24 protein-coding genes, 1 tRNA gene and 1 other RNA gene are annotated in these 20,997 nt (G+C 58.5%); 11 read left to right on the forward strand and 15 right to left on the reverse strand.

What is annotated here, in order from left to right; all coding sequences use genetic code 11:
* Nucleotides 1-3: 3 nt before the first annotated feature.
* Together hisD and hisG are read right to left on the reverse strand one after the other, a co-directional pair.
* Complete coding sequence (hisD, locus tag E0486_RS12905) at nt 4-1,278, reverse strand: histidinol dehydrogenase (RefSeq protein WP_131852595.1); 1,275 nt, start codon at nt 1,276-1,278, stop codon at nt 4-6.
* Between the two features lie 39 nt (nt 1,279-1,317).
* The gene (gene hisG, locus E0486_RS12910) at nt 1,318-2,172 is read right to left on the reverse strand and encodes an ATP phosphoribosyltransferase (RefSeq protein ID WP_131852596.1); all 855 of its coding nucleotides are present in this window, start codon (nt 2,170-2,172) and stop codon (nt 1,318-1,320) included.
* Between the two features lie 192 nt (nt 2,173-2,364).
* Here hisG and E0486_RS12915 point away from each other — a divergent pair, with 192 nt between their 5' ends.
* Nucleotides 2,365-2,763 carry a hypothetical protein gene (locus E0486_RS12915; RefSeq protein WP_131852597.1) on the forward strand — a complete coding sequence of 133 codons (399 nt, stop codon included), beginning with the start codon at nt 2,365-2,367 and terminating at the stop codon, nt 2,761-2,763.
* Between the two features lie 99 nt (nt 2,764-2,862).
* Here the strand turns inward: E0486_RS12915 and fsa are convergent, their stop codons facing one another.
* The gene (gene fsa, locus E0486_RS12920; protein WP_131852598.1) at nt 2,863-3,516 is read right to left on the reverse strand and encodes a fructose-6-phosphate aldolase; all 654 of its coding nucleotides are present in this window, start codon (nt 3,514-3,516) and stop codon (nt 2,863-2,865) included.
* Nucleotides 3,517-3,683: 167 nt separating this feature from the next.
* An RNA gene (ffs, locus tag E0486_RS12925) (signal recognition particle sRNA small type) lies at nt 3,684-3,783 on the reverse strand.
* Nucleotides 3,784-3,913: 130 nt separating this feature from the next.
* Here ffs and E0486_RS12930 point away from each other — a divergent pair.
* The 3 genes from E0486_RS12930 to E0486_RS12940 all read left to right on the forward strand — a co-directional run bounded on the left by E0486_RS12930 (nt 3,914) and on the right by E0486_RS12940 (nt 7,039).
* Entirely contained in the window at nt 3,914-5,164 is a 1,251-nt protein-coding gene (locus E0486_RS12930) for an ABC transporter permease (RefSeq protein WP_243697437.1), read from the forward strand.
* A 112-nt stretch (nt 5,165-5,276) separates the two neighbouring features.
* The gene (tsaD, locus tag E0486_RS12935; RefSeq protein WP_131852599.1) at nt 5,277-6,281 is read left to right on the forward strand and encodes a tRNA (adenosine(37)-N6)-threonylcarbamoyltransferase complex transferase subunit TsaD; all 1,005 of its coding nucleotides are present in this window, start codon (nt 5,277-5,279) and stop codon (nt 6,279-6,281) included.
* A gap of 110 nt (nt 6,282-6,391) precedes the next feature.
* A complete protein-coding gene (locus E0486_RS12940; protein ID WP_165917326.1) occupies nt 6,392-7,039 on the forward strand; it encodes a tRNA1(Val) (adenine(37)-N6)-methyltransferase in 648 nt (215 codons plus the stop codon).
* A 7-nt stretch (nt 7,040-7,046) separates the two neighbouring features.
* On the opposite strand, the gene E0486_RS12945 is transcribed toward E0486_RS12940, so the two are convergent.
* Nucleotides 7,047-8,255 carry an NAD(P)-dependent oxidoreductase gene (locus E0486_RS12945; RefSeq protein ID WP_131852601.1) on the reverse strand — a complete coding sequence of 403 codons (1,209 nt, stop codon included), beginning with the start codon at nt 8,253-8,255 and terminating at the stop codon, nt 7,047-7,049.
* Nucleotides 8,256-8,396: 141 nt separating this feature from the next.
* Here E0486_RS12945 and hscB point away from each other — a divergent pair, with 141 nt between their 5' ends.
* On the forward strand, nt 8,397-8,909 hold the full coding sequence (gene hscB / locus E0486_RS12950) for a Fe-S protein assembly co-chaperone HscB (RefSeq protein WP_131852602.1): 513 nt from the start codon (nt 8,397-8,399) through the stop codon (nt 8,907-8,909).
* 12 nt (nt 8,910-8,921) lie between these two features.
* Nucleotides 8,922-9,005, forward strand: a tRNA-Leu gene (locus E0486_RS12955).
* A gap of 465 nt (nt 9,006-9,470) precedes the next feature.
* Here E0486_RS12955 and E0486_RS12960 read toward each other — a convergent pair.
* Genes E0486_RS12960 through E0486_RS12985 form a run of 6 tightly spaced genes read right to left on the reverse strand, consistent with a single transcriptional unit; the run spans nt 9,471 to nt 13,490 of the window.
* Nucleotides 9,471-10,655 carry a DUF3570 domain-containing protein gene (locus E0486_RS12960; RefSeq protein ID WP_131852603.1) on the reverse strand — a complete coding sequence of 395 codons (1,185 nt, stop codon included), beginning with the start codon at nt 10,653-10,655 and terminating at the stop codon, nt 9,471-9,473.
* A gap of 10 nt (nt 10,656-10,665) precedes the next feature.
* Nucleotides 10,666-10,878, reverse strand: coding sequence for a DUF4266 domain-containing protein (locus E0486_RS12965; protein ID WP_131852604.1), 213 nt, complete (start codon nt 10,876-10,878; stop codon nt 10,666-10,668).
* A gap of 1 nt (nt 10,879) precedes the next feature.
* Complete coding sequence (locus E0486_RS12970; protein ID WP_131852605.1) at nt 10,880-11,821, reverse strand: FAD:protein FMN transferase; 942 nt, start codon at nt 11,819-11,821, stop codon at nt 10,880-10,882.
* 7 nt (nt 11,822-11,828) lie between these two features.
* Nucleotides 11,829-12,266, reverse strand: a complete 438-nt coding sequence (locus E0486_RS12975) for a thioredoxin family protein (RefSeq protein ID WP_131852606.1) — start codon at nt 12,264-12,266, stop codon at nt 11,829-11,831.
* A 47-nt stretch (nt 12,267-12,313) separates the two neighbouring features.
* Nucleotides 12,314-12,721 (reverse strand): DUF3037 domain-containing protein, encoded by a 408-nt coding sequence (locus E0486_RS12980; protein ID WP_243697438.1) that lies wholly within the window; start codon nt 12,719-12,721, stop codon nt 12,314-12,316.
* On the reverse strand, nt 12,687-13,490 hold the full coding sequence (locus E0486_RS12985) for a HipA family kinase (protein ID WP_243697439.1): 804 nt from the start codon (nt 13,488-13,490) through the stop codon (nt 12,687-12,689). The genes E0486_RS12980 and E0486_RS12985 overlap by 35 nt, the downstream gene beginning before the upstream one ends.
* 72 nt (nt 13,491-13,562) lie before the next feature.
* On the opposite strand from E0486_RS12985, the gene E0486_RS12990 reads away from it, so the two are divergent.
* Entirely contained in the window at nt 13,563-14,909 is a 1,347-nt protein-coding gene (locus E0486_RS12990; RefSeq protein WP_207906251.1) for a DUF2130 domain-containing protein, read from the forward strand.
* On the opposite strand, the gene E0486_RS12995 is transcribed toward E0486_RS12990, so the two are convergent.
* Complete coding sequence (locus E0486_RS12995; protein WP_131852607.1) at nt 14,906-16,159, reverse strand: zinc dependent phospholipase C family protein; 1,254 nt, start codon at nt 16,157-16,159, stop codon at nt 14,906-14,908. The two genes, E0486_RS12990 and E0486_RS12995, sit on opposite strands and share 4 nt — an antisense overlap.
* 31 nt (nt 16,160-16,190) lie before the next feature.
* The gene (locus tag E0486_RS13000; protein ID WP_131852608.1) at nt 16,191-16,820 is read right to left on the reverse strand and encodes a 4'-phosphopantetheinyl transferase family protein; all 630 of its coding nucleotides are present in this window, start codon (nt 16,818-16,820) and stop codon (nt 16,191-16,193) included.
* 69 nt (nt 16,821-16,889) lie between these two features.
* On the opposite strand from E0486_RS13000, the gene dcd reads away from it, so the two are divergent.
* Nucleotides 16,890-17,426 (forward strand): dCTP deaminase, encoded by a 537-nt coding sequence (gene dcd, locus E0486_RS13005; protein ID WP_131852609.1) that lies wholly within the window; start codon nt 16,890-16,892, stop codon nt 17,424-17,426.
* A 33-nt stretch (nt 17,427-17,459) separates the two neighbouring features.
* On the opposite strand, the gene E0486_RS13010 is transcribed toward dcd, so the two are convergent.
* On the reverse strand, nt 17,460-17,933 hold the full coding sequence (locus tag E0486_RS13010) for a TspO/MBR family protein (protein ID WP_131852610.1): 474 nt from the start codon (nt 17,931-17,933) through the stop codon (nt 17,460-17,462).
* A gap of 51 nt (nt 17,934-17,984) precedes the next feature.
* Nucleotides 17,985-19,091, reverse strand: coding sequence for a DUF3810 domain-containing protein (locus E0486_RS13015; protein ID WP_131852611.1), 1,107 nt, complete (start codon nt 19,089-19,091; stop codon nt 17,985-17,987).
* Nucleotides 19,092-19,179: 88 nt separating this feature from the next.
* On the opposite strand from E0486_RS13015, the gene E0486_RS13020 reads away from it, so the two are divergent.
* The 3 genes from E0486_RS13020 to plsX all read left to right on the forward strand — a co-directional run bounded on the left by E0486_RS13020 (nt 19,180) and on the right by plsX (nt 20,955).
* A complete protein-coding gene (locus E0486_RS13020; RefSeq protein WP_131852612.1) occupies nt 19,180-19,737 on the forward strand; it encodes a YceD family protein in 558 nt (185 codons plus the stop codon).
* 28 nt (nt 19,738-19,765) lie between these two features.
* A complete protein-coding gene (gene rpmF / locus E0486_RS13025) occupies nt 19,766-19,954 on the forward strand; it encodes a 50S ribosomal protein L32 (RefSeq protein WP_131852613.1) in 189 nt (62 codons plus the stop codon).
* Between the two features lie 71 nt (nt 19,955-20,025).
* Entirely contained in the window at nt 20,026-20,955 is a 930-nt protein-coding gene (gene plsX, locus E0486_RS13030; protein ID WP_131852614.1) for a phosphate acyltransferase PlsX, read from the forward strand.
* The last annotated feature ends 42 nt before the right edge of the window (nt 20,956-20,997 follow it).

Below are 20,997 nucleotides of genomic sequence, written 5' to 3' on the forward strand. Positions count from 1 at the left end.
AAGTTAGCGGAGGCGGACGCGGACCGCTTCGGCGTGGGCCTGCAGCCCTTCGGCTTCGGCCATTTCGGTAACCGTAGCTGCGATGCCCTGCAGGCCTTCCCGCGTAAGCTGCTGGAATGTGATCTTCCTGACAAACGAATCCGTACTGACGCCGCTGGAGGCGCGGGCAAAGCCATTGGTGGGCAGTGTATGGTTGGTGCCGGTGGCATAATCGCCCGCGCTTTCCGGCGACCAGGCACCGATGAATACCGAACCGGCATTGCGTACTTGTTCCGCACGCGCTTCTGCGTCGGCACATTGCAGAATCAGGTGTTCGGCGGCATAGGCGTTGGCCAGCTCCATGGCTTCGTCGAGGCTGCGGAGCAACACGATCCGGCTCCGCTCCAGCGCCTTCCGCGCGATGGTACCGCGCGGCAAAGCGGCAACCTGGCACTCGAGCTCCGCCTCCACGTTGACAATCAGGGCTTCCGAATCCGTCAGCAGCAACACCTGGCTATCGGGGCCGTGCTCGGCCTGCGAGAGCAGGTCGGCGGCGATGTAGGCAGCCTGCGCAGCGGCATCGGCCAGCACACAAACCTCACTCGGTCCGGCAGGCATATCGATGGCCACGCCTTCCTGTTGCACGAGCTGCTTGGCGGCGGTGACGTATTGATTACCGGGACCGAAGATCTTGTCCACCCGCGGAATCGTATCTGTTCCGTACGCCAGCGCCGCGATGGCGCCCGCGCCGCCGGCTTTCACGACCCGGCTGATCCCGCAAAGCGAAGCGGCATAGAGTATTGCGGGATGTACTTTGCCGTCTTTCCCCGGGGGCGTACACAGCACCACTTCGGCACAGCCTGCCAGCCTCGCCGGGATGCCCAGCATCAGTACGGTGGAAAAAAGGGGCGCACTGCCGCCAGGAATGTAAAGCCCTACGCGCTCGATACCGACACTACGGCGCCAGCACCGGATGCCCGGAGCGGTCTCTACCGCTGCCTCTTCGCGCAGCTGGCCGCGGTGAAACGCTTCGATGTTGGCTGCAGCAGCACGGATCGCTGTTTTTAAAGAAGGCGCCAGCGCCGCCTCTGCCGATTGTATTTCTACGGCATCCGCTTCCAGCTTTGCCAGCTCCGCACCGTCAAAACGGCGGGCCAGCTCCAGCAGGGCGGCATCGCCATTGCGGCGCACCTCCCGGAGCACGTGCCGAACGGTGTCCAGCACGGCTCCATTGTCTGTATAGGGCCGCTCCATGATGGCCTTCCATTGTTCCCGTTGCGGGTATTTGATGATTTCCATGACTTCCTACTTTCGACTTCCGACTTGTTTACTTGTTTCTTACTGGATCATCTTCTCAATGGGCACTACGAGGATGCCCTGGGCGCCTGCATACTTGAGGGCCTCGATCTTGTCCCAGAATTCGGCTTCCGGCACCACGCTGTGCACCGAGCTCCAGCCTTCCTCGGCCAGGGGCAGCACCGTGGGGCTCTTCATGCCCGGCAGGAGCGCGAAGATCTCGTCGAGCGCATCATTGGGTGCGTTGAGCAGGATGTATTTGTTTTTGCGGGCGGCCTGCACCGAGTTGATTCGGAACAGCAGCTTACGGAGAAGCTTTTCTTTTTCCTCGTCGAGCTCCGTTTTCTTCACCAGCACGGCCTCGCTTTCGAGGATTGTTTCCACTTCCTGCAGGCCGTTCATAAACAGCGTGGATCCACTGCTGACCAGGTCGCAAACCGCGTCGGCAAGCCCGATGCCGGGGGCGATCTCCACCGACCCGCTGATCTCGTGGATCTCGGCGTCTACGCGGTTCTGGCGCAGCCAGGATTCAACCAGAAAGGGATAGCTGGTGGCGATCTTTCGGCCTTCGAGCGAAGCAACAGACTGATAGGCACTGTTGCGGGGGACGGCCAGGGAAAGCCGGCAGCGCCCAAAGCCGAGCTTTTGCACCACTTCCACATCCTTGCATTTTTCATACAGTACGTTCTCTCCTACCACGCCCAGGTCGGCCACGCCGTCCTGCACGTACTGCGGGATATCGTCGTCGCGGAGGAAATACACCTCCACCGGGAAGTTCTCGGCCTGGCTACGCAGCTTCGCGCCGGCGCTTTTCACGGAAATGCCGCAATCGTTGAGCAGCTTGAGGCTGTCTTCGGACAGGCGTCCGGATTTCTGAATCGCAATTCTGAGGTTCATCGGTTACCATTAAAAAAGGCTTACCAACGTGGTAAGCCCTTGTTATCGTTGCAGCACAATACACCGGCCTACCTCGCGAAGGAAGCATGATGCCCGTGGATATGTACTGTGTTGTTTGTCATTAAGGCCACAAAAGTAGGAAGAAACCAATTATTAACTCCGTCACAGGGTTTGATTCCTGAAATTTGCCCCATGAAGTTTCGCTTGCTGCTCCTACTATTGCTGGGCACCATGGCTGGCCATGGCCAGACCATCGTGAAGTTCGATTTCCACCTGTATACCGACAGCCTGAAGAAGGGATTTTACAACTACATCAACGTCGATGCGCAGCTCAGCGACAGCAGCTGGCGTCCGCTCGATTCCACGAAGGTCATTTTTACTGCCAACACCGGTTTTTTCAAAGGCAACGACCTCTTCATCGACAGCTCGTACCAGCACGATTCCGTGCGGGTGCGCGCCACGCTGCGTGAGAACCCGAAGCGCTGGATCGACACCGTCATTTATATCCGCCGCCGCGGTTTCGGCGAGCTTCCGACGGAGCAGGAAGTGATCGATGGAAAGGCCACAAAGGCGCCCCGCAAGCGGCAATAGCGTCCAAAAAGAATGCAACGAGAAGAATTTTGCGGCGACCCGTCGCAAAAAAAAGTCCCGCCAAAAGCGGGACTTTCTATTTAGAGAAGAACGTATTTGTTACTGGAATTTCTTCGCGTCTTCCACAAATTTCGCCAGCCCGATGTCGGTGAGCGGGTGCTTCAGCAGGCCGAGGATCGACTCGAGCGGCGAGGTGATGACGTCGGCGCCCAGCTCGGCGGCTTTGACGATGTGATTTACGCTGCGGATGGAAGCCGCCAGGATCTCGGTCTCATAGCCCTGTACCGCGTAGATGTTGGCGATTTGCTCGATGAGGATCATACCGTCCCAACCCGAATCGTCGATGCGGCCGATGAACGGCGACACATACGAAGCTCCGGCCTTAGCCGCCAGGATGGCCTGTCCGGCCGAGAACACCAGCGTACAGTTGGTACGGATGCCGTTGTCGGTGAAATACTTGATCGCCTTGATGCCGTCCTTGATCATGGGCACTTTCACCACGATGTTGGGGTGAATGGCGGCCAGCTTCTTGCCTTCCTCGATGATGGTGGCAAAGTCAGTAGACAGTACTTCGGCGGAAATGTCGCCGTCCACCATCTCACAAATGGCCTTGTAGTGATTGTGCACGGCCTCTTCGCCGGAGATGCCCACTTTGGCCATCAGCGAGGGATTGGTAGTTACGCCGTCGAGGATGCCCAGTTCGTTGGCTTCCTTGATCTGGGCCAGGTCGGCCGTATCGATAAAGAATTTCATGAAGGGAAAGTTTGCGCAAAGATAGCAAAGCAAGTGGGGAAGTCGGAGGTGGGAAGCCGGAAGTAATCAAGGCAACGGACAAAAGAAAAGCTCCCCAGAGGGAGCTTTCGATTATGTGGACCCTTTAACTCCCTTCTCCTTTGGAGAAAGGCCGGGGTTGAGGTCAAAAATGGCAGGCTACTTACATCGCACCGCTACAACCGCCTACCCTTGCTACCTTCCGGTCCTGGGGGAGTTCAGCAGGAGCTGGCCGTGTAAGACCTGCCGGTACAAAAGTAAGGAAGTCGGAAGTGCGAAGTGCGAAGTTTTTTCAAAAAAAAGAAAAAAAGCATTCCAATATCCCTTCAGCGAAAGACTTCCGGCCTCCCACTTCCAACTTGCAAACTTATCTTTACGTATGCGTCGCATACTCGAGATCGCCGGCAGCTCGTTCCGGATGGCCCTGCAGGAATTGTGGAAGAACAAGCTCCGCACGTTCCTGTCGCTGTTCGGCATCACCATCGGCATCTTCTGCATCATTAGTGTACTCTCCACCGTTCAGAGCCTCGAGCACAACCTGCAAAACGAGATCAAGTCGCTCGGCTCCAACACCATTTATATCGACAAATGGGACTACTCGGCCGGCGGCGGCCCCGATTATCCTTGGTGGAAATACGTCAAGCGTCCTTCCCCGCAAATAGCGGAGCTGCCCATCATCAAACAACGCACTCCTTCCGCAGGCGCCACCTGCTTCGAGATCAATACCACCGATGCCGTACAGGCCGGCGACCAGACGCTCAGCAACGTTACGTACTACGGGGTGACTGACGAGTTCCCCGTTATCCAGGAAATGGAGATCCGCTACGGCCGCGGCCTCAGCGATGCCGAATACGCCCGCGGCACCAGCACGGTGGTCATGGGCCACGAGGTGGCGGAGAAGCTGTTCCTCGAATCCGAACGCGCGGTCGGCCATATCGTAACCCTGCGCGGCCGCAAATGCCTGGTCATCGGCGTCATCAAAAAACAGGGCAAAAGCATGATCGGCGGCTGGAACTTCGACCAGAGCGTGGTGATGCCCTACCGCTTCGCGCGCACCATCATGGACGAGCGCCACACCGACCCGCTGATCCTCGTGCAGGCGCGGCCGGGCGTGGGCACCACCGAACTGAAAGACGACCTGCGCGTGGTGATGCGCTCGCTGCGCCGGCTGAGCCCGCGCGAGGAAGACAACTTCGCCCTCAACGACATCAACGATTTCAGTTCCGCCATCAGCCAGGCTTTCGTCAGCGTCAACATCGGCGGCTGGCTGATCGCGGCCCTTTCCCTTATCGTAGGCATGTTTGGCGTAGCCAATATCATGTTTGTCACGGTCAAGGAGCGCACCTCGCAGATCGGGCTCAAAAAAGCGCTCGGCGCCAAAAGCGGCGTCATCCTGAGTGAGTTCCTGCTGGAGTCGGCCTTCCTTTGCATCATCGGCGGGATCATCGGCATCCTGCTCGTTTTCGGGCTGACGCAGATCGTTACCCGTGTGCTCGACTTCCCCATCTTCATACCCACCTCCCTGCTGATCATCGCCGTGCTCATCTGCATCGGCGTTGGCCTCCTGGCCGGGCTTATCCCCGCCATCCGCGCCGCCAAGCTGAACCCGGTGGTGGCCATCCGTTCTTGATTAATGAGATCCTAGGGTTACGTGCTGATGGGGTGATATTCGCCATCGAATCATCCGACTGTCGCATCACCCCATTTTCCCATCACCCCCATTCCCGTATTACTTTTGTGTTATGCCTACGATTTTAGCGATCGAATCTTCCTGCGATGAAACCTCGGCTTCGGTGTGCCGCGACGGAAAGATCCTGTCCAACCACATTGCCAACCAGACGGTGCACGAGCAGTATGGCGGCGTGGTGCCCGAACTTGCCAGCCGCGCCCACATGCAGCACATTGTGCCCGTGGTAGACCTCGCGCTGCGCCAGGCTGGCGTTACACCTTCGGACCTCGATGCGATCGCATTTACGCAGGCGCCCGGCCTCATCGGCTCGTTGCTGGTGGGCGCACAGTTTGCGAAGTCGCTCGCGCTGGCGCTCGGAAAACCGCTGCTGGCCGTGCACCATATGCAGGCGCACGTGCTGGCCAATCTCATCCCGGAAGAGCGCCCCGGCTTCCCCTTTCTCTGTCTCACGGTCAGCGGGGGGCATACGCAGATCGTGCGTGCCAACAGCCCGACGAGCCTCGAAGTGCTGGGAGAAACCATCGACGACGCTGCCGGTGAAGCATTCGATAAATCGGCCAAACTACTGGGTCTCCCCTATCCCGGCGGACCGCTGATCGACAAATATGCGCAGGCAGGCAACCCCGCCCGGTTCACCTTCGCAGAGCCGCAAATGGAAGGACTGAATTTCAGTTTCAGCGGCCTCAAAACCTCCGTGCTCTATTTCCTGCAAAAAGAAAAGGCCGCCAATCCGGCATTTGTGGAAGAAAACCTGGCCGACATTTGTGCGTCGCTGCAAGCTACCATCATCCGGATCCTGCTGAAGAAGCTGCGCAGGGCTGCGCTGGTCACCGGTATCAGCGACCTGTGTATCGCCGGCGGCGTGTCGGCCAACAGCGGCCTCCGGACGGCGTTTACCGAACTCGGACAAAAAGAGGGCTGGCGCACGTTCGTTCCGGCTTTTCAATATTGCACCGACAACGCCGCTATGATCGCGATCACGGCCTACTATAAGCTACTGGCCGGCGAAACGTCGGACCTGTCGGTGTCGGCAACGGCCCGTTCGGAGTGGCATTGAGGCGGTTCAAATCTGAACGTATTTTACAATTCCGTACACCTGTTTCGCGCGCTATGCCGAATCCCTTTTTTCGTTTCAAGCAATTCACGATCTGCCATGACCGTTGTGCCATGAAGGTCACTACCGACGCCTGCCTGTTTGGCGCCTGGTGTGCCGCGCTGCTGGAAGGCCACAGCGGGACGGCGCTCGACATCGGTACGGGTACAGGACTGCTCGCATTGATGCTGGCGCAGAAAACCGCGCTGCAGATCGATGCCGTGGAGCTCGACACCGAAGCAGCCCTGCAGGCGGCGGAGAACCGCACAGCGGCCGGTTTGGCCAACGTCCGTATTATTACGGGCGACATCCGCACGCTCGACCTGCCTCGATACGATCTCATCATCAGCAACCCGCCTTTCTACGAAGCAGAGATCGTTTCAGCGGACGCGCGCAAGCGCAGCGCGCACCACGATGGCGGACTTACCTGGAAGGAATTGTTCGGCGTCATCGGCCGGTTGCTCACGGAGCAGGGCAAGGCGTACCTCCTGCTCCCCGCCAAACGACGAAAGGACCTCGATCGCTTCCTGCGCGAGAATGGCCTGCACCTGCAGCAGCTGGTGCAGGTGCGTCCTACCGAACGGCAGGACGCCAGCAGGCTAATGGTAGCCATCGGGCGCAACCCGCAACCCCTGGAAGAAGAATCATTGGTGATCGCGGACATAAAGGGTTATACACCGCGCTTCTCGGAACTTCTAAAAGATTACTACCTGTATCTCTGAAAGGCTGTCAATCCTGCACACCCGACACATAGTCCTGCAGGTAGGTAAACGGCTCATTCAGCGCTCCTCCCTGCGCGATCGTAGCGCGCTCGATCACCCGGGAAGTGCCGCGCAGCAGGTCGGGCAACACGTATTTGAGCAACTGCTCGCCGAAGTAGCGCGACGCATCGCGCGGCAATTCGTTGGGCAGGTTACCGACGGCCATCACATCGATGGAGCCGGGTTGGTACGGCGCTGTTTTTTGAAGTGTTTGCCGGTCGACGCCGTACACCGGGTCGGCAATGCTCTGGTCGCCGAGGTTGATGGGCACGGAGCCACCGGTATCGTCGGTGATGTCGGCGATCACCTGCAGGCGGAACCCGGGCTCGCCCACGTCTTCGGACTCGAAAAGGCGCGGCACCTGCGTGTCCCAGTACACACCGTTCATCAGCACATCCGCCGAGCGGGCATAAGGCAGAAAGTTGCATTCGTACGCGGTCGGATCCGCGTGAAAGTCCTGGCGCTGGTAAGCGCCGCCATCCTTGCGCCGGTAGAGGTCGCTGCCCTTCAGGTGCACATACACCGGGTAGGCAAATTCGCGCTCCAGGAATTCTTCTTTTTCCACCTCGCGGATCTGCATCAGGTTCATGATCTCCAGGGCACCGTGCGCCACACGCCCCGAGCCCGTGACCACCACTTTCACGTTGGGAAGGTCGAGGCCGAAATACGTGTGCATCAGCTTGCGGAAGGTGCGGTGCTGGTGCACGCGGCCGAGTGAATAGGCACCGGTGCGGTTGCCGTACACCATCATGCCGTTGTGGGCGCCGACGATGCCGGCGAAAAAGCCGAATCCGATGATGCGCTGGCCGTCTTCGTGTAGCAGGCATTCGTAATCGATGAGGCGTATGCGGCGCTCGAGCACTGTTTGCAACAATCCGCGGTTATGCGGCTGCTTTTTCTTCGTATGCGAAAAGAACAGGTAGGTTTTGCCCGCGATGAGTTGCTCGGGTGGCACCTCTTTGATACCGAGCAGGATGTCGGCGTCGCTCACATCGGGCAGCACTTCAATGCCGGCCCTTCGGTATTCAGCGTCGGAAAAGCAACGCCCCGGCGCGCTCTGCACCTTGACGCGGACGCCCGGATGCTTTTTTTCAATCCATTTGCATTGCGTGGGCGTCAGGGCCACCCGGTTGTCGGCCGGTGTTTTTCCTTCGCGGATAAGTCCGATGGTCATCATAACAAGCGGTCAAAGCTAACTTTTTCCGTCGAAGGACCTACAGGTTTTCACGGGCAGCGGGATGGGCTGAAAATCCCCGGAACAGCGTCCCGCCGCAGCATTTAACAGGGGCACCGCCCGGTTCTTTGTAAATTTGCCGGGATGAATTATTTCGAGCTGTTCGGCCTCCCGGTGCAATTTCAGGTAGACAAAGCCGCGCTGCGCAAGCGCTTTTTTGAATTGTCGCGCGAATCGCACCCGGACTATTTTGCCCAGGCCGGCGCTGATGCGCAGGCCGACGTGCTGGAGCGGTCGGCGCAGCTGAACAAGGCGTTTAAAACGCTCGGGGATGACGACGAACGCCTCCGCTACGTGCTGCAGGAAAAGGGCCTGCTGCTGCCGGATGAGAAATACGCGCTGGCGCCGGAATTCCTGATGGAGATGATGGAGCTCAACGAAGCCGTGCCCGAAGCCCTCGGCGACGAAACCGCCCGCGCAGGACTGCTGCGTCAATTGCAAACCTGGAAAAACGATATCTATGCGCCTGTTGCAAACACTTTGGAACATTATCAGGAAGGTGTTACTTCCGAAGAAGAGCTGCTGCAAGTAAAGGAGTACTATTACCGCAAAAAATACCTGCAGCGCCTCGCCGGCCAGTTAGGGCAAAAGTTGTAATATTGCCGCCCTGCCTCGGTGGCGAAACTGGTAGACGCAGCAGACTCAAAATCTGCCATTAGCAATAATGTGCCGGTTCGATTCCGGCCCGGGGCACACGCAAACCTCCTTCGGGAGGTTTTCTTTTTTGTGAAAATCGCCGCCAGAGCCGCTATCTCTGCATTTTTCACCTGCCCTGCGTTGAACTTTATCGCCCTAAACCCCAGTTGTCATTCGACACCCCGAATTATGCCCTTACCCTACCAGTTGCTCCTGGATGGCCTTCCCGAGGCCGTTTTTCACTTCGACAACGACGGCTACGTTCGCTACCAACGCTGCCGCCGCACGGCTGACGGGTTATAGCACACAGGAGCTTTTCAACAAACCCCGCACGATCCTTTATCCCCTTGCCGACGACGCCGTAAAGGCAGAGTACGAATTCGACATGGCGCTGCGCCGATAAATGCCTTGAGGCCGGCGCTTCAAGCTACGTTGTGAAACCCGATACCTTCATTCACTACTAGCCTTCTGTGCACGGCCTTTACCAGCTCATCATCGACAAAGGCATCGTGCAGCGCCAGCCTACCGGAACCGGAAATTAAGCGACACGATATCGGAGTTGAGCGCGGTGCTGCGTTGGTAATGGCCATAGCGCAGCTCCAGCATATTCCACCTTTTCCAGCCAAATACGCCTTTTGCAGGCACCCAGCGGATGCCGCTACCGAAGTAATGGCTCTGGAGTGCCGCCAGGTCGTAGTCGCTCGTAAAATACGCATCGGTGACCGCGTGCACCTTGTAGGGTGCAAAATAATCGGCGCTGCGCTGTGTGTAGTAGCGGTAAAACGGGCTTATCGAAACAGAAGGCGTCAGCTTCACCGGCACTTCCAGCTCGGCGGTATGCGCCGTCAGTCCCCAGTCGTCGGCATAAAAGCGGTACAGCGCGCGCACAATGACGCGGTCACCCCAAAAATAGTGCAGCCGCGCGCCCACGGGCACTTTGAACCGGGTGCCGGGCAGGTGCTCGTAGTTCAGCGAACCGTCTTTGAAGTAAACACGCTGGTAGTCGGTGGCCAGCAACCCCTCCTGGGCCACGAGGTCCAGGAGAAATACGGCCTGCAGGCGGGGGTTGATCACCTGCGACCACGACAGCGACGCACTATAGGTGCGGCGCGGGGCGCTGCCTTCGGTCAGCCGGCCGCCGGGCCGTAGTTCTACGGGCAGGATCACCTTCCATTGGTCCAGGTATGCCTGCAGCCGCAGGCTGAAGCTGCGGTTGTTGTCCTTGGAAGTTTTTTCGTATTGCCCGCCGATGCCCAGCGACTGGTAATCGTATTCTTTTGAGTACGACAAGCTGGCACCCAGGGTGCGGCCCTTGGTGTTTTGTACGCTGTAGTTCACGGAAGGGTAAATGCGGGTATCTGCGTACGAGGGCGAGGTAACGGCCGCCGGGTCGATGGCATCGGAAGAAGCCGATGTGTAATGATCCACACCGAGCTCGAAGGTCAGGTTGTGACGGCGGTCGAGCTTGTCGTAGCGCAGCCACTGCAAGTCGATCGTATTGCTGATGTCGGTCAAACGCTCGGTGCCTACGCCGCCGGTGACGGCCGAATGATTGCCGTCCTGCGTGTAGTAGGCCGATACGAGGTCAATTTCGGTCAGCGTGAGCCGCCGGGGCTTATAGGCTCCCGTGTCGGCGGTGGCCGTCTGGGCCCAGGCCGACAAAATGCCGGCATACAGCGCCAGCACAGAAAGGTAGATTTTTTTCATCGATCCGGTTTTAGTTACAGCCGCAGCCGCCGCCTGTTTTACCACCCGTGGCGCCCGAGGCGCCCTCGCGATAGGACTGGAAATTGAACTCGAACTTTTGCACCTTGCGGGCCGCGAGCTCCATCTCGGAGTCATTGAGGTAGGTCTTCTGGTACGATTTCACCGGCTGGCAGGCTGCCAGCAGCAGCATAGCCGCCAACATGGGCGCGCATAACTTTTTCATCTCAGTGCCATTTGATGTTTTGCGAACAATGAACCCGGTCCTGCTCATCGATAAGGAGGCATTCCACATCGCGGAGCTGGTTTATGAGGTCAAGGCCGGCCCGGATGCCCATCACCAGTACAGGCGTAGCCAATGCATCAGCGATTTCGGCATTCGGACAGAAGATCGTTACACTTTTTATGCCACCCACCGGATAGCCGGTGCGTGGGTCGATCGTATGGGAATAGCGCTTGCCCCCGATGAGCACAAATTTTTCGTAATCGCCCGAGGTGGCTACGGCTCCATCGCGGAGCAGGAAGCGTGCAAAAGGCTGCCGCTCCGTTTCCGGGGCGGCAATGCCCACGGTCCACGGGGTGCCGTCGGGCTGCGTGCCCCAGGCGCAGAGGTCGCCGGATGCGTTGACAACACCGGAGTGGATGCCGCAAGCCAGCAGCACGCCTTTGGCACGCTCGGCGGCATAGCCCTTCCCGATGCCGCCGAAGCCGATCCGCATGCCTTTTTCCCGTAGAAATACCGTGCTGGCTCCGGGGTCGAGAATAATGTTCCGGTAGTTGATGAGGCGCACCCGCTCTTTGGCCTCTGCCGGGTCAGGCAGCGCGGTCATGTGGCGGTCGAAATTCCAGAAACGCTTGTCGATCGATCCATAGCTGATGTCGAAGGCGCCTTGCGTGAGGCCCGAGATGCGCAGGGACCGCTCGATGAGTGCGTAGACTTCGATGGGAACACGTACCGGGCACTCGCCGGCAGCCGCATTGATCTGCGCCGTAACGCTGTCGTTGGAAAACGTGGTCAGCAGCGCTTCGATGCGTCGGATCTCGTTCACGGCTTCCTCCAGCGCCGCTTCCGCGTGGGTATTGCTACCGGAGACGGCCGTAAGGATGAACTGGTTGCCCATCAGCCGCTCAGCGCGGCGGTAGCTGGCAAGGGTGGTCGGTTGGGTCATATCAGGCTCAGGAGCCCTTCAGCTTCGAAAGCTGGTCCACGAAGGCCGCCGGCTTCGCTTCCACGCTTCCCTCCCAGCGCCTCAGCACCGAGCCCTTTTCGTCGAGCAGCAGGATCAGCGGGAAGCTTCCCTGCGGGTTGTAGCGTTCGGCGAGGCGGTCGTTCTCCGCCTGCAGCTCCGGGCTCAACCGGTGTTTTTTCAAGCGGGGAAAATCGGCCGCAAGAAGCACCAGGTTGCTGTCGGCATAATGGTGGAAGTCAGCGTTGCTGAAGAGTTCTTTTTCCATACGTATGCAAGGAATGCACCAGTCGGAGCCACTGAAACGCAGCAGTACCTGGCGGTGCGTTGTGCGGGCCTGGGCAAGTGCCGAATCGAGGTGCTGCGTTTGCGCGGACACAGAAAAAACGAGGAAAAGGGAGAGGATCCCGGTGAGTATCGTTTTCATAGGCTGGATTGTTCCTTAAAACTACAACAGCCAGTTTAAAAGCCCTGTTAAAGCACGGGCATTGCTACCAATTGCTGGAAAAGGCGGTCGAGCGCCGCATCCGGCTCAGAGCAGAAACCTGGGTGCACCCGCGAGGTCTGGATCACGGTACTCCGCACCGCGGTAAGCCAGCGGAAGCGGCTGGCGGCATCGAGGCGCGCAATCGGGCCGCTGTCGGCTTCCCCGCGGGCGATCCGCGCGAAGGCGTCGAGGTAGGACCGTATTTCTACAAGATCAGCGGCGGGGGACAGCGCGCGCAGGCGCGCTTCATCGAGCTCCATGCGTACAAGGATGCGTTTCTGTTGCCGGCAGTACAGCACGACGCCCGCGTTGAGAAACTCGTCGCGCTCCACGCGGGGCACCACCCGGATGACGGCGTATTCATAAAGCAGCGGCGCGGGCATGGAGGGCTTCATTTAAGAAAGGTTCGGAATGGCGAATGCGCTCGTTGAGGAAATCGGAGTATGCCGTCCGCATCACTTCGGCGTCTTCTTCGGGAAAGGCCGTTTGCAGCCACTCCGTAGGGAGCTGTGCCGTGATGGTGGTCACTACCTCCGGCGTCAGCAATGCGCGTAATTCAGTGTCGGCCACTTCCAGGCCGGAAGCCTGCCGCAGCAGCACATGGTCTTTCACTTGCGGAAAAGGCCGCGCCGCCTGTGCGCCGAATTCTGTGCTGCCGTGGTGAAAATAAAGCGCCGCCCCATGATCGATCAGCCACAATTCTTTTTGCCACATGAGCAGGTTCGTATTGCGGGCGGTGCGGTCCACGTTCATCAGCAGGGCGTCGAGCCATACGATGCGGGACGCGAGCTCCTCCTCCACCGGGGCCACCGCCGGATCGTAGGTGATGGCGCCCGACAGGTAATGCAATGCCAGGTTTTGCCCGGCACTGGCTTTGAGCAGGTCCTGGATCTCTTCATCCGGCTCGGTGCGGCCGAAAGCAGGATCTACTTCAGCGAACACGAGCTCGGGCACCTTGAGGCCGGCGGCGCGCGTCAGCTCTCCTCCGATCAATTCGGCGAGCAGGGCCTTCACGCCTTGCCCCGCGCCACGGAACTTGAGCACGTAAAGGAAGTCATCGTCGCCTTCCACGATGGCGGGCAGCGAGCCGCCTTCGCGCAGGGGCGTTACATAGCGGTGAACGTTGACAGTACGCAGGGGTGACACGCGGCAAAGAAAAGGCACGGCCCCTATTTATCCACAATTACTAAACTATTTAGCCATTGGCGTTACTTTGTTATTCCAAAGAACGATCTCATGCCTACCCATATCGCCTGCCCCAACTGCCTTACCGCCATCGACGTCGACGCCGTGCTCTCCGCGGATGCCGAGCAACGCATCCGCCAGCAATACGAGCAGCAGCTCCAAAGCAACCTCGCCTCCATCGGCGCCGAAAAGAAAAAGCTCGAAGAGGAGCAACGTCTCTTTGAAGAAAAGCGCCGACGCGAGAACGAGATCTTCCAGGAAAAACTAAAAGCCGAAAAGCAAAAGCTGGAAGGCGAGCTGAAGGCCGAAAAGCAAAAGCTGGAAAACGAGCTCATTTCCGAAAAGCGCCGCCTCGAAAGCGAGCTGCAGCAACAACTTAAACTAAAGATCGCGGCCGACTACGAAAACCAGCTGCGGATGCTCCACGAAAGTGCCGCCGACAACGAAGCAAAGCTGAAGGAAGCCCGCCAGAAAGAGCTCGCGTTTTTACAAAAAGAACAGCAACTCAAAAACAGGGAGGCGGAGCTCGAAATCGAGCTGCAGAAAAAGCTGCTCGAAGAACGCAATGTGCTTGCCCAGCAGATCCGCCGCGAGGAGGCCGAGCGCGTGCAGCTGAAAGAAACCGAATACACGCTCAAGCTGAAGGAACTCGAGAAGCAACTCGAAGACCAGCGCAAGCTCGCCGAGGAAATGAAGCGTAAGGCCGAGCAGGGCTCGATGCAACTCCAGGGCGAGGTGCAGGAGCTGCTGCTGGAAGCGCTTCTACGCGAGGCATTTCCCACCGACAACGTGCAGGAAGTGGGCAAAGGCGTTGAAGGAGCGGACTGTATGCTGACCGTGCAGAACCGCCTCGGGCAGGAAAGCGGCAAGATCATCTTCGAAAGCAAACGCACCAAAGCCTTCAACAACGCCTGGATCGAAAAGCTCAAGAACGACATGCGCGCCCAGCAGGCCGATGTGGCCATCCTGGTGACGTCCATCTACCCGAAAGACATGCATTGCTTCGGCGAGCGCGACGGCGTCTGGATCTGCTCCTTTGCGGAAGTGATCGCGCTGACCAATGCCCTGCGCCACACCATCCTGCGCGTGAGTGAAGCCCGCAAATCGGAGGAGAACAAGGGGGACAAGATGAACCTGCTGTACGGCTACCTCACCGGCACGGAATTTCGCCAGCAGATCGAGACGATCGTAGAAGGTTTCCTTTCACTGAAGAACAGCATCACCAAAGAGCGCATCCAGATGGAGAAGCTGTGGAAGGAACGCGAAAAGCAACTGGAAAAAGTGCTGATCTCAACGTCCGGGATGTACGGCTCCATCAAAGGAATAGCCGGCGCTTCGATCGGATCCATCCCGCTCCTCGACGACGGCTTCGACGACAGCAGCCTACTCGACAACTAACGGGCTTCTGTTTTAAAATCTTTCAAGGCCGTGGTCAGCTTGACCCGGTCTTTTTCTTTTTCCGGGTACATGGCCTGCCCACCCCGGCCAAAGAAGGCAGCCAGGTTCGAACGCAGCGCGGGCGGCACCGTACGGAAGTCCTCCTTGTGCAGGTTCACCAGCAGGCAGCGATAGGTTTGGTCGGTGAGTTTATACTCGCCCGGCTCCGTGCGCTGGCCGGTATCGTAATCATAATTCGGCAACGACGGAGCTTTCCCCTCGTGCAGCAACTGTGTGTAAGCGCGCAGGTGAAGCGTGACGGTGTCGAAGGAGGCAATGAAGATCTTTTCCGTTTCCCGGTCGGGCACTTTGAATTTCAGCGGCCGCAGCGGTCCCACTTTGGGCAGGAGGAAGCGAACGTTCGCGAACAGCCGCGTGAAAAAGCGGGGATGGTCTTCGGAGCGCGGGAAGCGTTTATTGTATTGCTTTTGCCGCATGCGGTAACGAAAGGAACGCGCGGTGGCACCCGGCTGCGCCTTATTGATTTCTGCGCGGCGGTTGTGCCAGGCCGACTTGGCCAGCAGGGGAAAGAAATCGCGCACACATATGCGCAGCAGGCTGATGGCCCGCCCGTAGTTCCCGAATACATCCTGGATCCGGAGGCCGTAGGTCTGCACGAACACCCGCGCCAGCAGGCTGTCGGCGAACTGAAAACCGATGAAATCGTGGTAGGCTTCCGGAGCGTAGTTGCCACGTGCCGTTTGCAGCACATCGAAACCAAACTCCACGCGCTTGTGCGCGAGTGGGGCTTCCTCGTAGGTGAGCGCGCCGGCGCCCTTCGCCGATTTGGGATACAGGATCGGGGCACAGCGGTTGGTGCCCAGCGGGTGCCCCCAGCGGTCGGCGTGGTAGTGGCTCAGGGCGCCAAGAGCGAATCCGAGCTCGAGGCTTGTCTTCGCCTCGCGCAGGAGGGCGGACACAAAATCGCCGCTGCGGACGTAGTGCACCAGGTTGGTAAAGAAAGGAGCGCCGCCGGGGAAGTAACCCATATCGGGCATCAGGGCGCCGCCGTAAGCGGCTGCGTGTGCCGCCTTCAGGTCTTCCGCCGTTGCGCCGGGAAAGCGGCGCAGCAACAGCGGGCGGAGGCTGCTCTCCCACACGGCATCCACGATGGCCTCGTGGGTCAGCACCGAATAGGCTCCGGCCCGCGGAGAAGCGAGGATTCCGGCAACGAATAGGACGAGGGCCCAAAGGCCACGGCGGGGGCGCATAGTCCGGGTATTGCAAAAGCAGCGCCAGAGCTTAGTCGCCGGCCACGAAGCTCAGTGCCAGCGGTGGCAGGAACCGCGTATGCACCCCGATGCGGCGTCCAATCTCCTTGCCAAAGTGCAGCGCGGTAAGAAAGGCGCCGTCCCTTTCTTCCGGGGATTCCTCAATCGACATATCGCGGCGGAAGTCTACCTGACCGGCCCCATACCATTTAAAGGCCGCTTCCTTGGCGCTCCATACGAGGGTGGCGTTCCATACCGGCGGCATCTGCGCCTGCAGGCCATTCAAGCGCGTTTCCTCTTCGGGTGCAATGAACTTCGCGCGTATCCGCTGTACTTTCTCTACGGGAATTTCAATGTCGATCCCGACGCGGTGCCGGGTGCTTACGATAGCCGCGGCGTAGGGGCCGCAATGGGAAATGGAAAAGTGATACGCTTCATCTTCCAAAAAAGGCCGCCGTGTGTCGGCAACCAGAATGAGCTCCAGCGGGAATTCCGGGAACAGGTGTCGCAGCAGGTAGCGACCGGCCCGGTGCTGCAAGCGTTTGTGTGGGTGGCTGATATCGCGCTGCAGCGGAACGTTGAAGAAAGGCTCCTCCTCGGTGATCTCCCAAACCGCCAGCCGCGTGTCGTTATCCACTTCCTGTTGATAAAAGATCGGCATCTGCGAAAATGCATTTTATTTGTCGCGCCCAAAGTACGCCTATCTTGGGCACCTAAATTCCGAAGCCGCATGATCCTGTCCGACAAACGTATACTCGAGGAGATCGAAAAAGGGACGATCCTGGTCAAACCCTTCGATCGGGGCTGCCTCGGCTCGAACAGCTACGATGTGCACCTGGGCCGTACCCTGGCCACGTACAAGAATCATATTCTCGACGCGAAGCTCCACAACGAGATCGAGTCCTTCGAGATCCCGGATGAGGGCTTTGTGCTGTATCCCCATATCTTTTACCTGGGCGTCACGGCTGAATATACAGAAACCCATGCCCACGTACCCTTCCTCGAAGGCAAGTCTTCGACGGGTCGCCTTGGTATCGACATCCACGCCACCGCCGGCAAGGGCGATGTCGGCTTTTGCGGCCACTGGACCCTCGAGATCTCGGTAAAGCAGCCGGTACGCGTATATGCAGGCATGCCTGTCGGCCAGCTTATTTACTTCCCCGTTGATGGCGAGATCGAGATCGCGTACAACCAGAAAGCGAACGCCAAATACAGCTACCAGAGCGATAAGCCCGTGGAATCGATGATGTGGAAGAACAAGTTTTAGGAGGTTGGGTAATGGGTCTGAACCTTTTTCTCCCTATCTATTCAGCATCCAGATCGTATAATTCAGGATCCCGGCGAACGTTACCCAGCTAATGTAGGGTACCAGGAGCCAGGCAGCCGTTTTGCTGATGCGGGCGAAGGCGAAGATGGTCAGGAGGATCAGCACCCAGAGTACAACGAGGTCGGCGAGCGCAAGGCCGGTGCGGTGCTGGTTGAAAAAGAAAAAGGACCAAAGAAAGTTGACCGCCAGCTGCAGGCTCCAGAGTGTGATGGCACTTCTTTTCTGTGCGCTCCGCTCCTTTCGCTTCCATACGAGGTACAGCGCGATGCCCATCAGGATATAAAGGGCCGTCCACACCGGCCCGAAAAGCCAATTGGGCGGGTTCCACTCCGGGCGGCGGATCGTTTGGTACCAGCTGCCTACGCCGGTTACCGTAAAATACCCCGCCGTGAGGCCCACTACCTGCGGGATCAGCAGAGATAAAAAAAGTTTCCAGCCGTTTTTCATAATGGTAGAACAAATGAGTTGACGTTTCGATCGACGTTCCCGACCATTTCACTAAAGCGCCGCGCTTCCCTGTTTTCGCAGGTAAGCTAATAGCCACTGTACCACCTCATCGTAGCTCTCCAGCCCGTGCTCCTGGTTGTTGAAGCGCAGGTAGCCGTCGTAAAATTTTGATACCAGGGGCTCCATTGCATTTTGCTTCTGCAGCAGGTAATCGCGGTAGACCTTATAGTCGGACCGCACCCGCGGGTGCGCGGCGCGGCGCAGCAGCACCGTCGCCCAGGGATCGGTCCGGGCGAGCTCGCGCAGGGTATAGAGGTACATTTCAAAGTAGGCGGAGTAGATAAAATCGGGATCGCCTGAATTGCGGGCGGCGAGGAAGCCGGCGAAGTTGGCTTCATTCTCCCGCGCATAACCCAATTGGTGGCCGATTTCGTGACAGGTGACAAAGGGCTGCATGAACAGCGGGTAGCCGGTATGCACCTGCGCCTCCCCGGTCAGCGGGTTGTAGTACCCCGAAAAGCCGAACAGGTGCGCCACCGGACCATACAGTGACGGCTTCACTGAAGGGCGGCGGTATTCAAGGAAGGGCAACTGCCGCTGCGCGCTGGCATAAGCGGCCACGGCGCGGTTGAAGAGGAGGCGATGGTCATTCAGCTGCAGTCGGCGCACCGAATCCACCCGGTCGCCCCAGGTGCACAGTCGCTCTTGCAGCAGATCGGCCAGGGCGCGGAGTCGCGCCGTATCGGAAGCTTCGGGTTGCAGGCGTGCCTGGGCGGCGATCCCCTGGCGGCTGTAGTTGAGCCCCCAGCAAACCTGGAAAAGCAGGTAAACGATGAGGACTACCTTCGCAGTACGGAGAAAGGCCCGGGTGTGTACGTGGCCCCGCAGCTCGCGCCGGAAGGCCCAGCGGACGAGGCGCAGGATTCGGAGCACCAGGAAGAGACCGGCGGCAAAGTAAAGGACGTCGCCAAAGCTGAACGGCAGGCGGCCGAACACCGCCCGGAAGGCGCGGCCGATGCCTGGATACAGCCCCTGGCTATAGCGCCGCTCCACGCGCCCGGGGTCGGCGGCAAACCATTGGAGGGCGGCCGTGGCAAGCACCAGAAGCCAGAGAAAGGGGTCGCGGAAGGAGGATCGGTCGGGCGTCCGGGCAGCCATTCGTTAAAATTCTTGGGGCAAAATAGCCTATTTCCCGCTTTTTATCCTACCTTTGCGCTCCGAATTTCACGGACTTAACTTAGGGAGCATGAACCATCGGCGCGAGTTTGAAATTGCCTTTGTAGGATTGAAGCCGGGGGTGCACGAGTTCCAGTATGACGTGAATGATTCGTTCTTTGAAGAATACGGAGCACAGGATTTCCGGAAGTCGTCGGCCACCGTGCGGCTCTTGCTGGAAAAGAACAGCGGTTTCATGCGCCTCAAATTCGAGGTAGGCGGAAAGGCCGAAGTTACCTGCGACCGCTGTGCCAACGAACTGCCCTTCCAGTTGTTCGACGAGTTCAACCTCACCGTGAAAATGGTGGAGGACCCCGAGCTGATGAACGACCAGGAGGACGACCCGGATGTCTATTACATTGCCCGCGGCGAAAGCCACCTCGATGTAAAAGGCTGGATCTACGAGTTCGTTTGCCTCAGCATCCCCATGCAGAAAACCTGCGAGTTTGAAAACATGGATGGTCCGTATTGCAACCCCGAAGCCCGCCGCCTGCTCAACGACATGCGACCGGCAGAAGGACCCAAGGAAAACCCGCTTTGGAAAGGCCTGGAGAAATTCAAGGATCTCGACGAAGAGGAATTAAATTAATTAACGACTGAAACATTAAAATCGAGTTATGCCTAATCCTAAACGCAGACATTCGCAGCAACGCAGCGCCAAGCGTCGTACGCACTATAAAGCCGTTGCTCCCACGCTTTCTACTGATAAGACCTCCGGCGATATCCACGTTCGTCACCGCGCTCACGTTAGCGAAGGCAACCTGGTATACAAAGGCCAGGTAGTAGTTGAAGGCTTCAAGAAGTAAATCAACGCATTTTTGCACATCCATAGTTCCGCTGTTCGGCGGGACCATGGATTTTTTATTTTTGGCGCTGCATGAAGATCGGAATTGATATGATGGGGGGCGACTTCGCACCCCTGGAAGCGGTAAAAGGCATCCAGCAATACCTGGCCGGCGGTGGTGCCGCCCACCTCGTTCTTACCGGCAACGAGGACCTTGTCCGCCCCTTGCTTGAGAAGCACGGCATCCCGGCATCAGCCTATACGCTGGTGCACGCGCCCCAGGTGATCGACATGCACGAGCATCCCACGCGGGCACTCAAGGAAAAGCAGCAGTCCTCCATCGCTATCGGGTTTCACCTGCTGGCAACCGGAAAGACCGACGCCTTTCTCTCGGCCGGCAACACCGGCGCCATGCTCGTCGGGTCCCTCTATGCCCTGCGCCCCCTCGAAGGTGTGCTCCGTCCGACGATTTCCACAATTATCCCCAAAGAGAACGGCAGCACCGGCCTCCTGCTCGATGTGGGCCTCAATTCGGACTGCAAGCCGGAGCAGCTCAACCAGTTCGCACGGATGGGCTCGGTGTATGCCCGCACCATCCTCGGCATTGAAAAGCCGCGCGTAGCCCTGCTCAATATCGGCGAGGAAGAAGGCAAGGGCAACCTCCTGGCGCAGGCCACCTATCCCCTGCTCAAGGCCAACGAGCACATTCACTTTATCGGCAACGTGGAAGGCCGCGACGTGCTGCTGGACAAGGCCGACGTGATGGTGTGCGATGGCTTTACAGGCAATATCATCCTGAAGCTGGCCGAGTCGCTCTACGAGATCACGCGGCAAAAGCACATCGACCACGAGTACTTTGAGCGCTTCAACTTCGAGAACTACGGAGGCACCCCGGTGCTCGGCATTTCGCACCCCGTGGTCATTGGTCACGGCATCTCGCGGGGCACTGCTTTTCACAACATGATAACATTGGCACAGAAAATGATTTATACGGGAGTAATGCAGCAGATGTCGATGGGATGATGTGAGGACAGACTTGCTGCGGAACACCCTTAATCATTTTAA

Origin of the sequence: Flaviaesturariibacter aridisoli (genome assembly GCF_004343705.1) — a bacterium.
Taxonomy (GTDB): Bacteria; Bacteroidota; Bacteroidia; order Chitinophagales; family Chitinophagaceae; genus Flavisolibacter; species Flavisolibacter aridisoli.

What these genes read in the sequence shown, in the direction of transcription:
- hisD (WP_131852595.1), bottom strand. Translation starts at nt 1,278, where the DNA reads ATGGAAATCATCAAATACCCGCAACGGGAACAATGGAAGGCCATCATG.
- hisG (WP_131852596.1), bottom strand. Translation starts at nt 2,172, where the DNA reads ATGAACCTCAGAATTGCGATTCAGAAATCCGGACGCCTGTCCGAAGAC.
- E0486_RS12915 (WP_131852597.1), top strand. Translation starts at nt 2,365, where the DNA reads ATGAAGTTTCGCTTGCTGCTCCTACTATTGCTGGGCACCATGGCTGGC.
- fsa (WP_131852598.1), bottom strand. Translation starts at nt 3,516, where the DNA reads ATGAAATTCTTTATCGATACGGCCGACCTGGCCCAGATCAAGGAAGCC.
- E0486_RS12930 (WP_243697437.1), top strand. Translation starts at nt 3,914, where the DNA reads ATGCGTCGCATACTCGAGATCGCCGGCAGCTCGTTCCGGATGGCCCTG.
- tsaD (WP_131852599.1), top strand. Translation starts at nt 5,277, where the DNA reads ATGCCTACGATTTTAGCGATCGAATCTTCCTGCGATGAAACCTCGGCT.
- E0486_RS12940 (WP_165917326.1), top strand. Translation starts at nt 6,392, where the DNA reads ATGAAGGTCACTACCGACGCCTGCCTGTTTGGCGCCTGGTGTGCCGCG.
- E0486_RS12945 (WP_131852601.1), bottom strand. Translation starts at nt 8,255, where the DNA reads ATGATGACCATCGGACTTATCCGCGAAGGAAAAACACCGGCCGACAAC.
- hscB (WP_131852602.1), top strand. Translation starts at nt 8,397, where the DNA reads ATGAATTATTTCGAGCTGTTCGGCCTCCCGGTGCAATTTCAGGTAGAC.
- E0486_RS12960 (WP_131852603.1), bottom strand. Translation starts at nt 10,655, where the DNA reads ATGAAAAAAATCTACCTTTCTGTGCTGGCGCTGTATGCCGGCATTTTG.
- E0486_RS12965 (WP_131852604.1), bottom strand. Translation starts at nt 10,878, where the DNA reads ATGAAAAAGTTATGCGCGCCCATGTTGGCGGCTATGCTGCTGCTGGCA.
- E0486_RS12970 (WP_131852605.1), bottom strand. Translation starts at nt 11,821, where the DNA reads ATGACCCAACCGACCACCCTTGCCAGCTACCGCCGCGCTGAGCGGCTG.
- E0486_RS12975 (WP_131852606.1), bottom strand. Translation starts at nt 12,266, where the DNA reads ATGAAAACGATACTCACCGGGATCCTCTCCCTTTTCCTCGTTTTTTCT.
- E0486_RS12980 (WP_243697438.1), bottom strand. Translation starts at nt 12,721, where the DNA reads ATGAAGCCCTCCATGCCCGCGCCGCTGCTTTATGAATACGCCGTCATC.
- E0486_RS12990 (WP_207906251.1), top strand. Translation starts at nt 13,563, where the DNA reads ATGCCTACCCATATCGCCTGCCCCAACTGCCTTACCGCCATCGACGTC.
- E0486_RS12995 (WP_131852607.1), bottom strand. Translation starts at nt 16,159, where the DNA reads ATGCGCCCCCGCCGTGGCCTTTGGGCCCTCGTCCTATTCGTTGCCGGA.
- E0486_RS13000 (WP_131852608.1), bottom strand. Translation starts at nt 16,820, where the DNA reads ATGCCGATCTTTTATCAACAGGAAGTGGATAACGACACGCGGCTGGCG.
- dcd (WP_131852609.1), top strand. Translation starts at nt 16,890, where the DNA reads ATGATCCTGTCCGACAAACGTATACTCGAGGAGATCGAAAAAGGGACG.
- E0486_RS13010 (WP_131852610.1), bottom strand. Translation starts at nt 17,933, where the DNA reads ATGAAAAACGGCTGGAAACTTTTTTTATCTCTGCTGATCCCGCAGGTA.
- E0486_RS13015 (WP_131852611.1), bottom strand. Translation starts at nt 19,091, where the DNA reads ATGGCTGCCCGGACGCCCGACCGATCCTCCTTCCGCGACCCCTTTCTC.
- E0486_RS13020 (WP_131852612.1), top strand. Translation starts at nt 19,180, where the DNA reads ATGAACCATCGGCGCGAGTTTGAAATTGCCTTTGTAGGATTGAAGCCG.
- rpmF (WP_131852613.1), top strand. Translation starts at nt 19,766, where the DNA reads ATGCCTAATCCTAAACGCAGACATTCGCAGCAACGCAGCGCCAAGCGT.
- plsX (WP_131852614.1), top strand. Translation starts at nt 20,026, where the DNA reads ATGAAGATCGGAATTGATATGATGGGGGGCGACTTCGCACCCCTGGAA.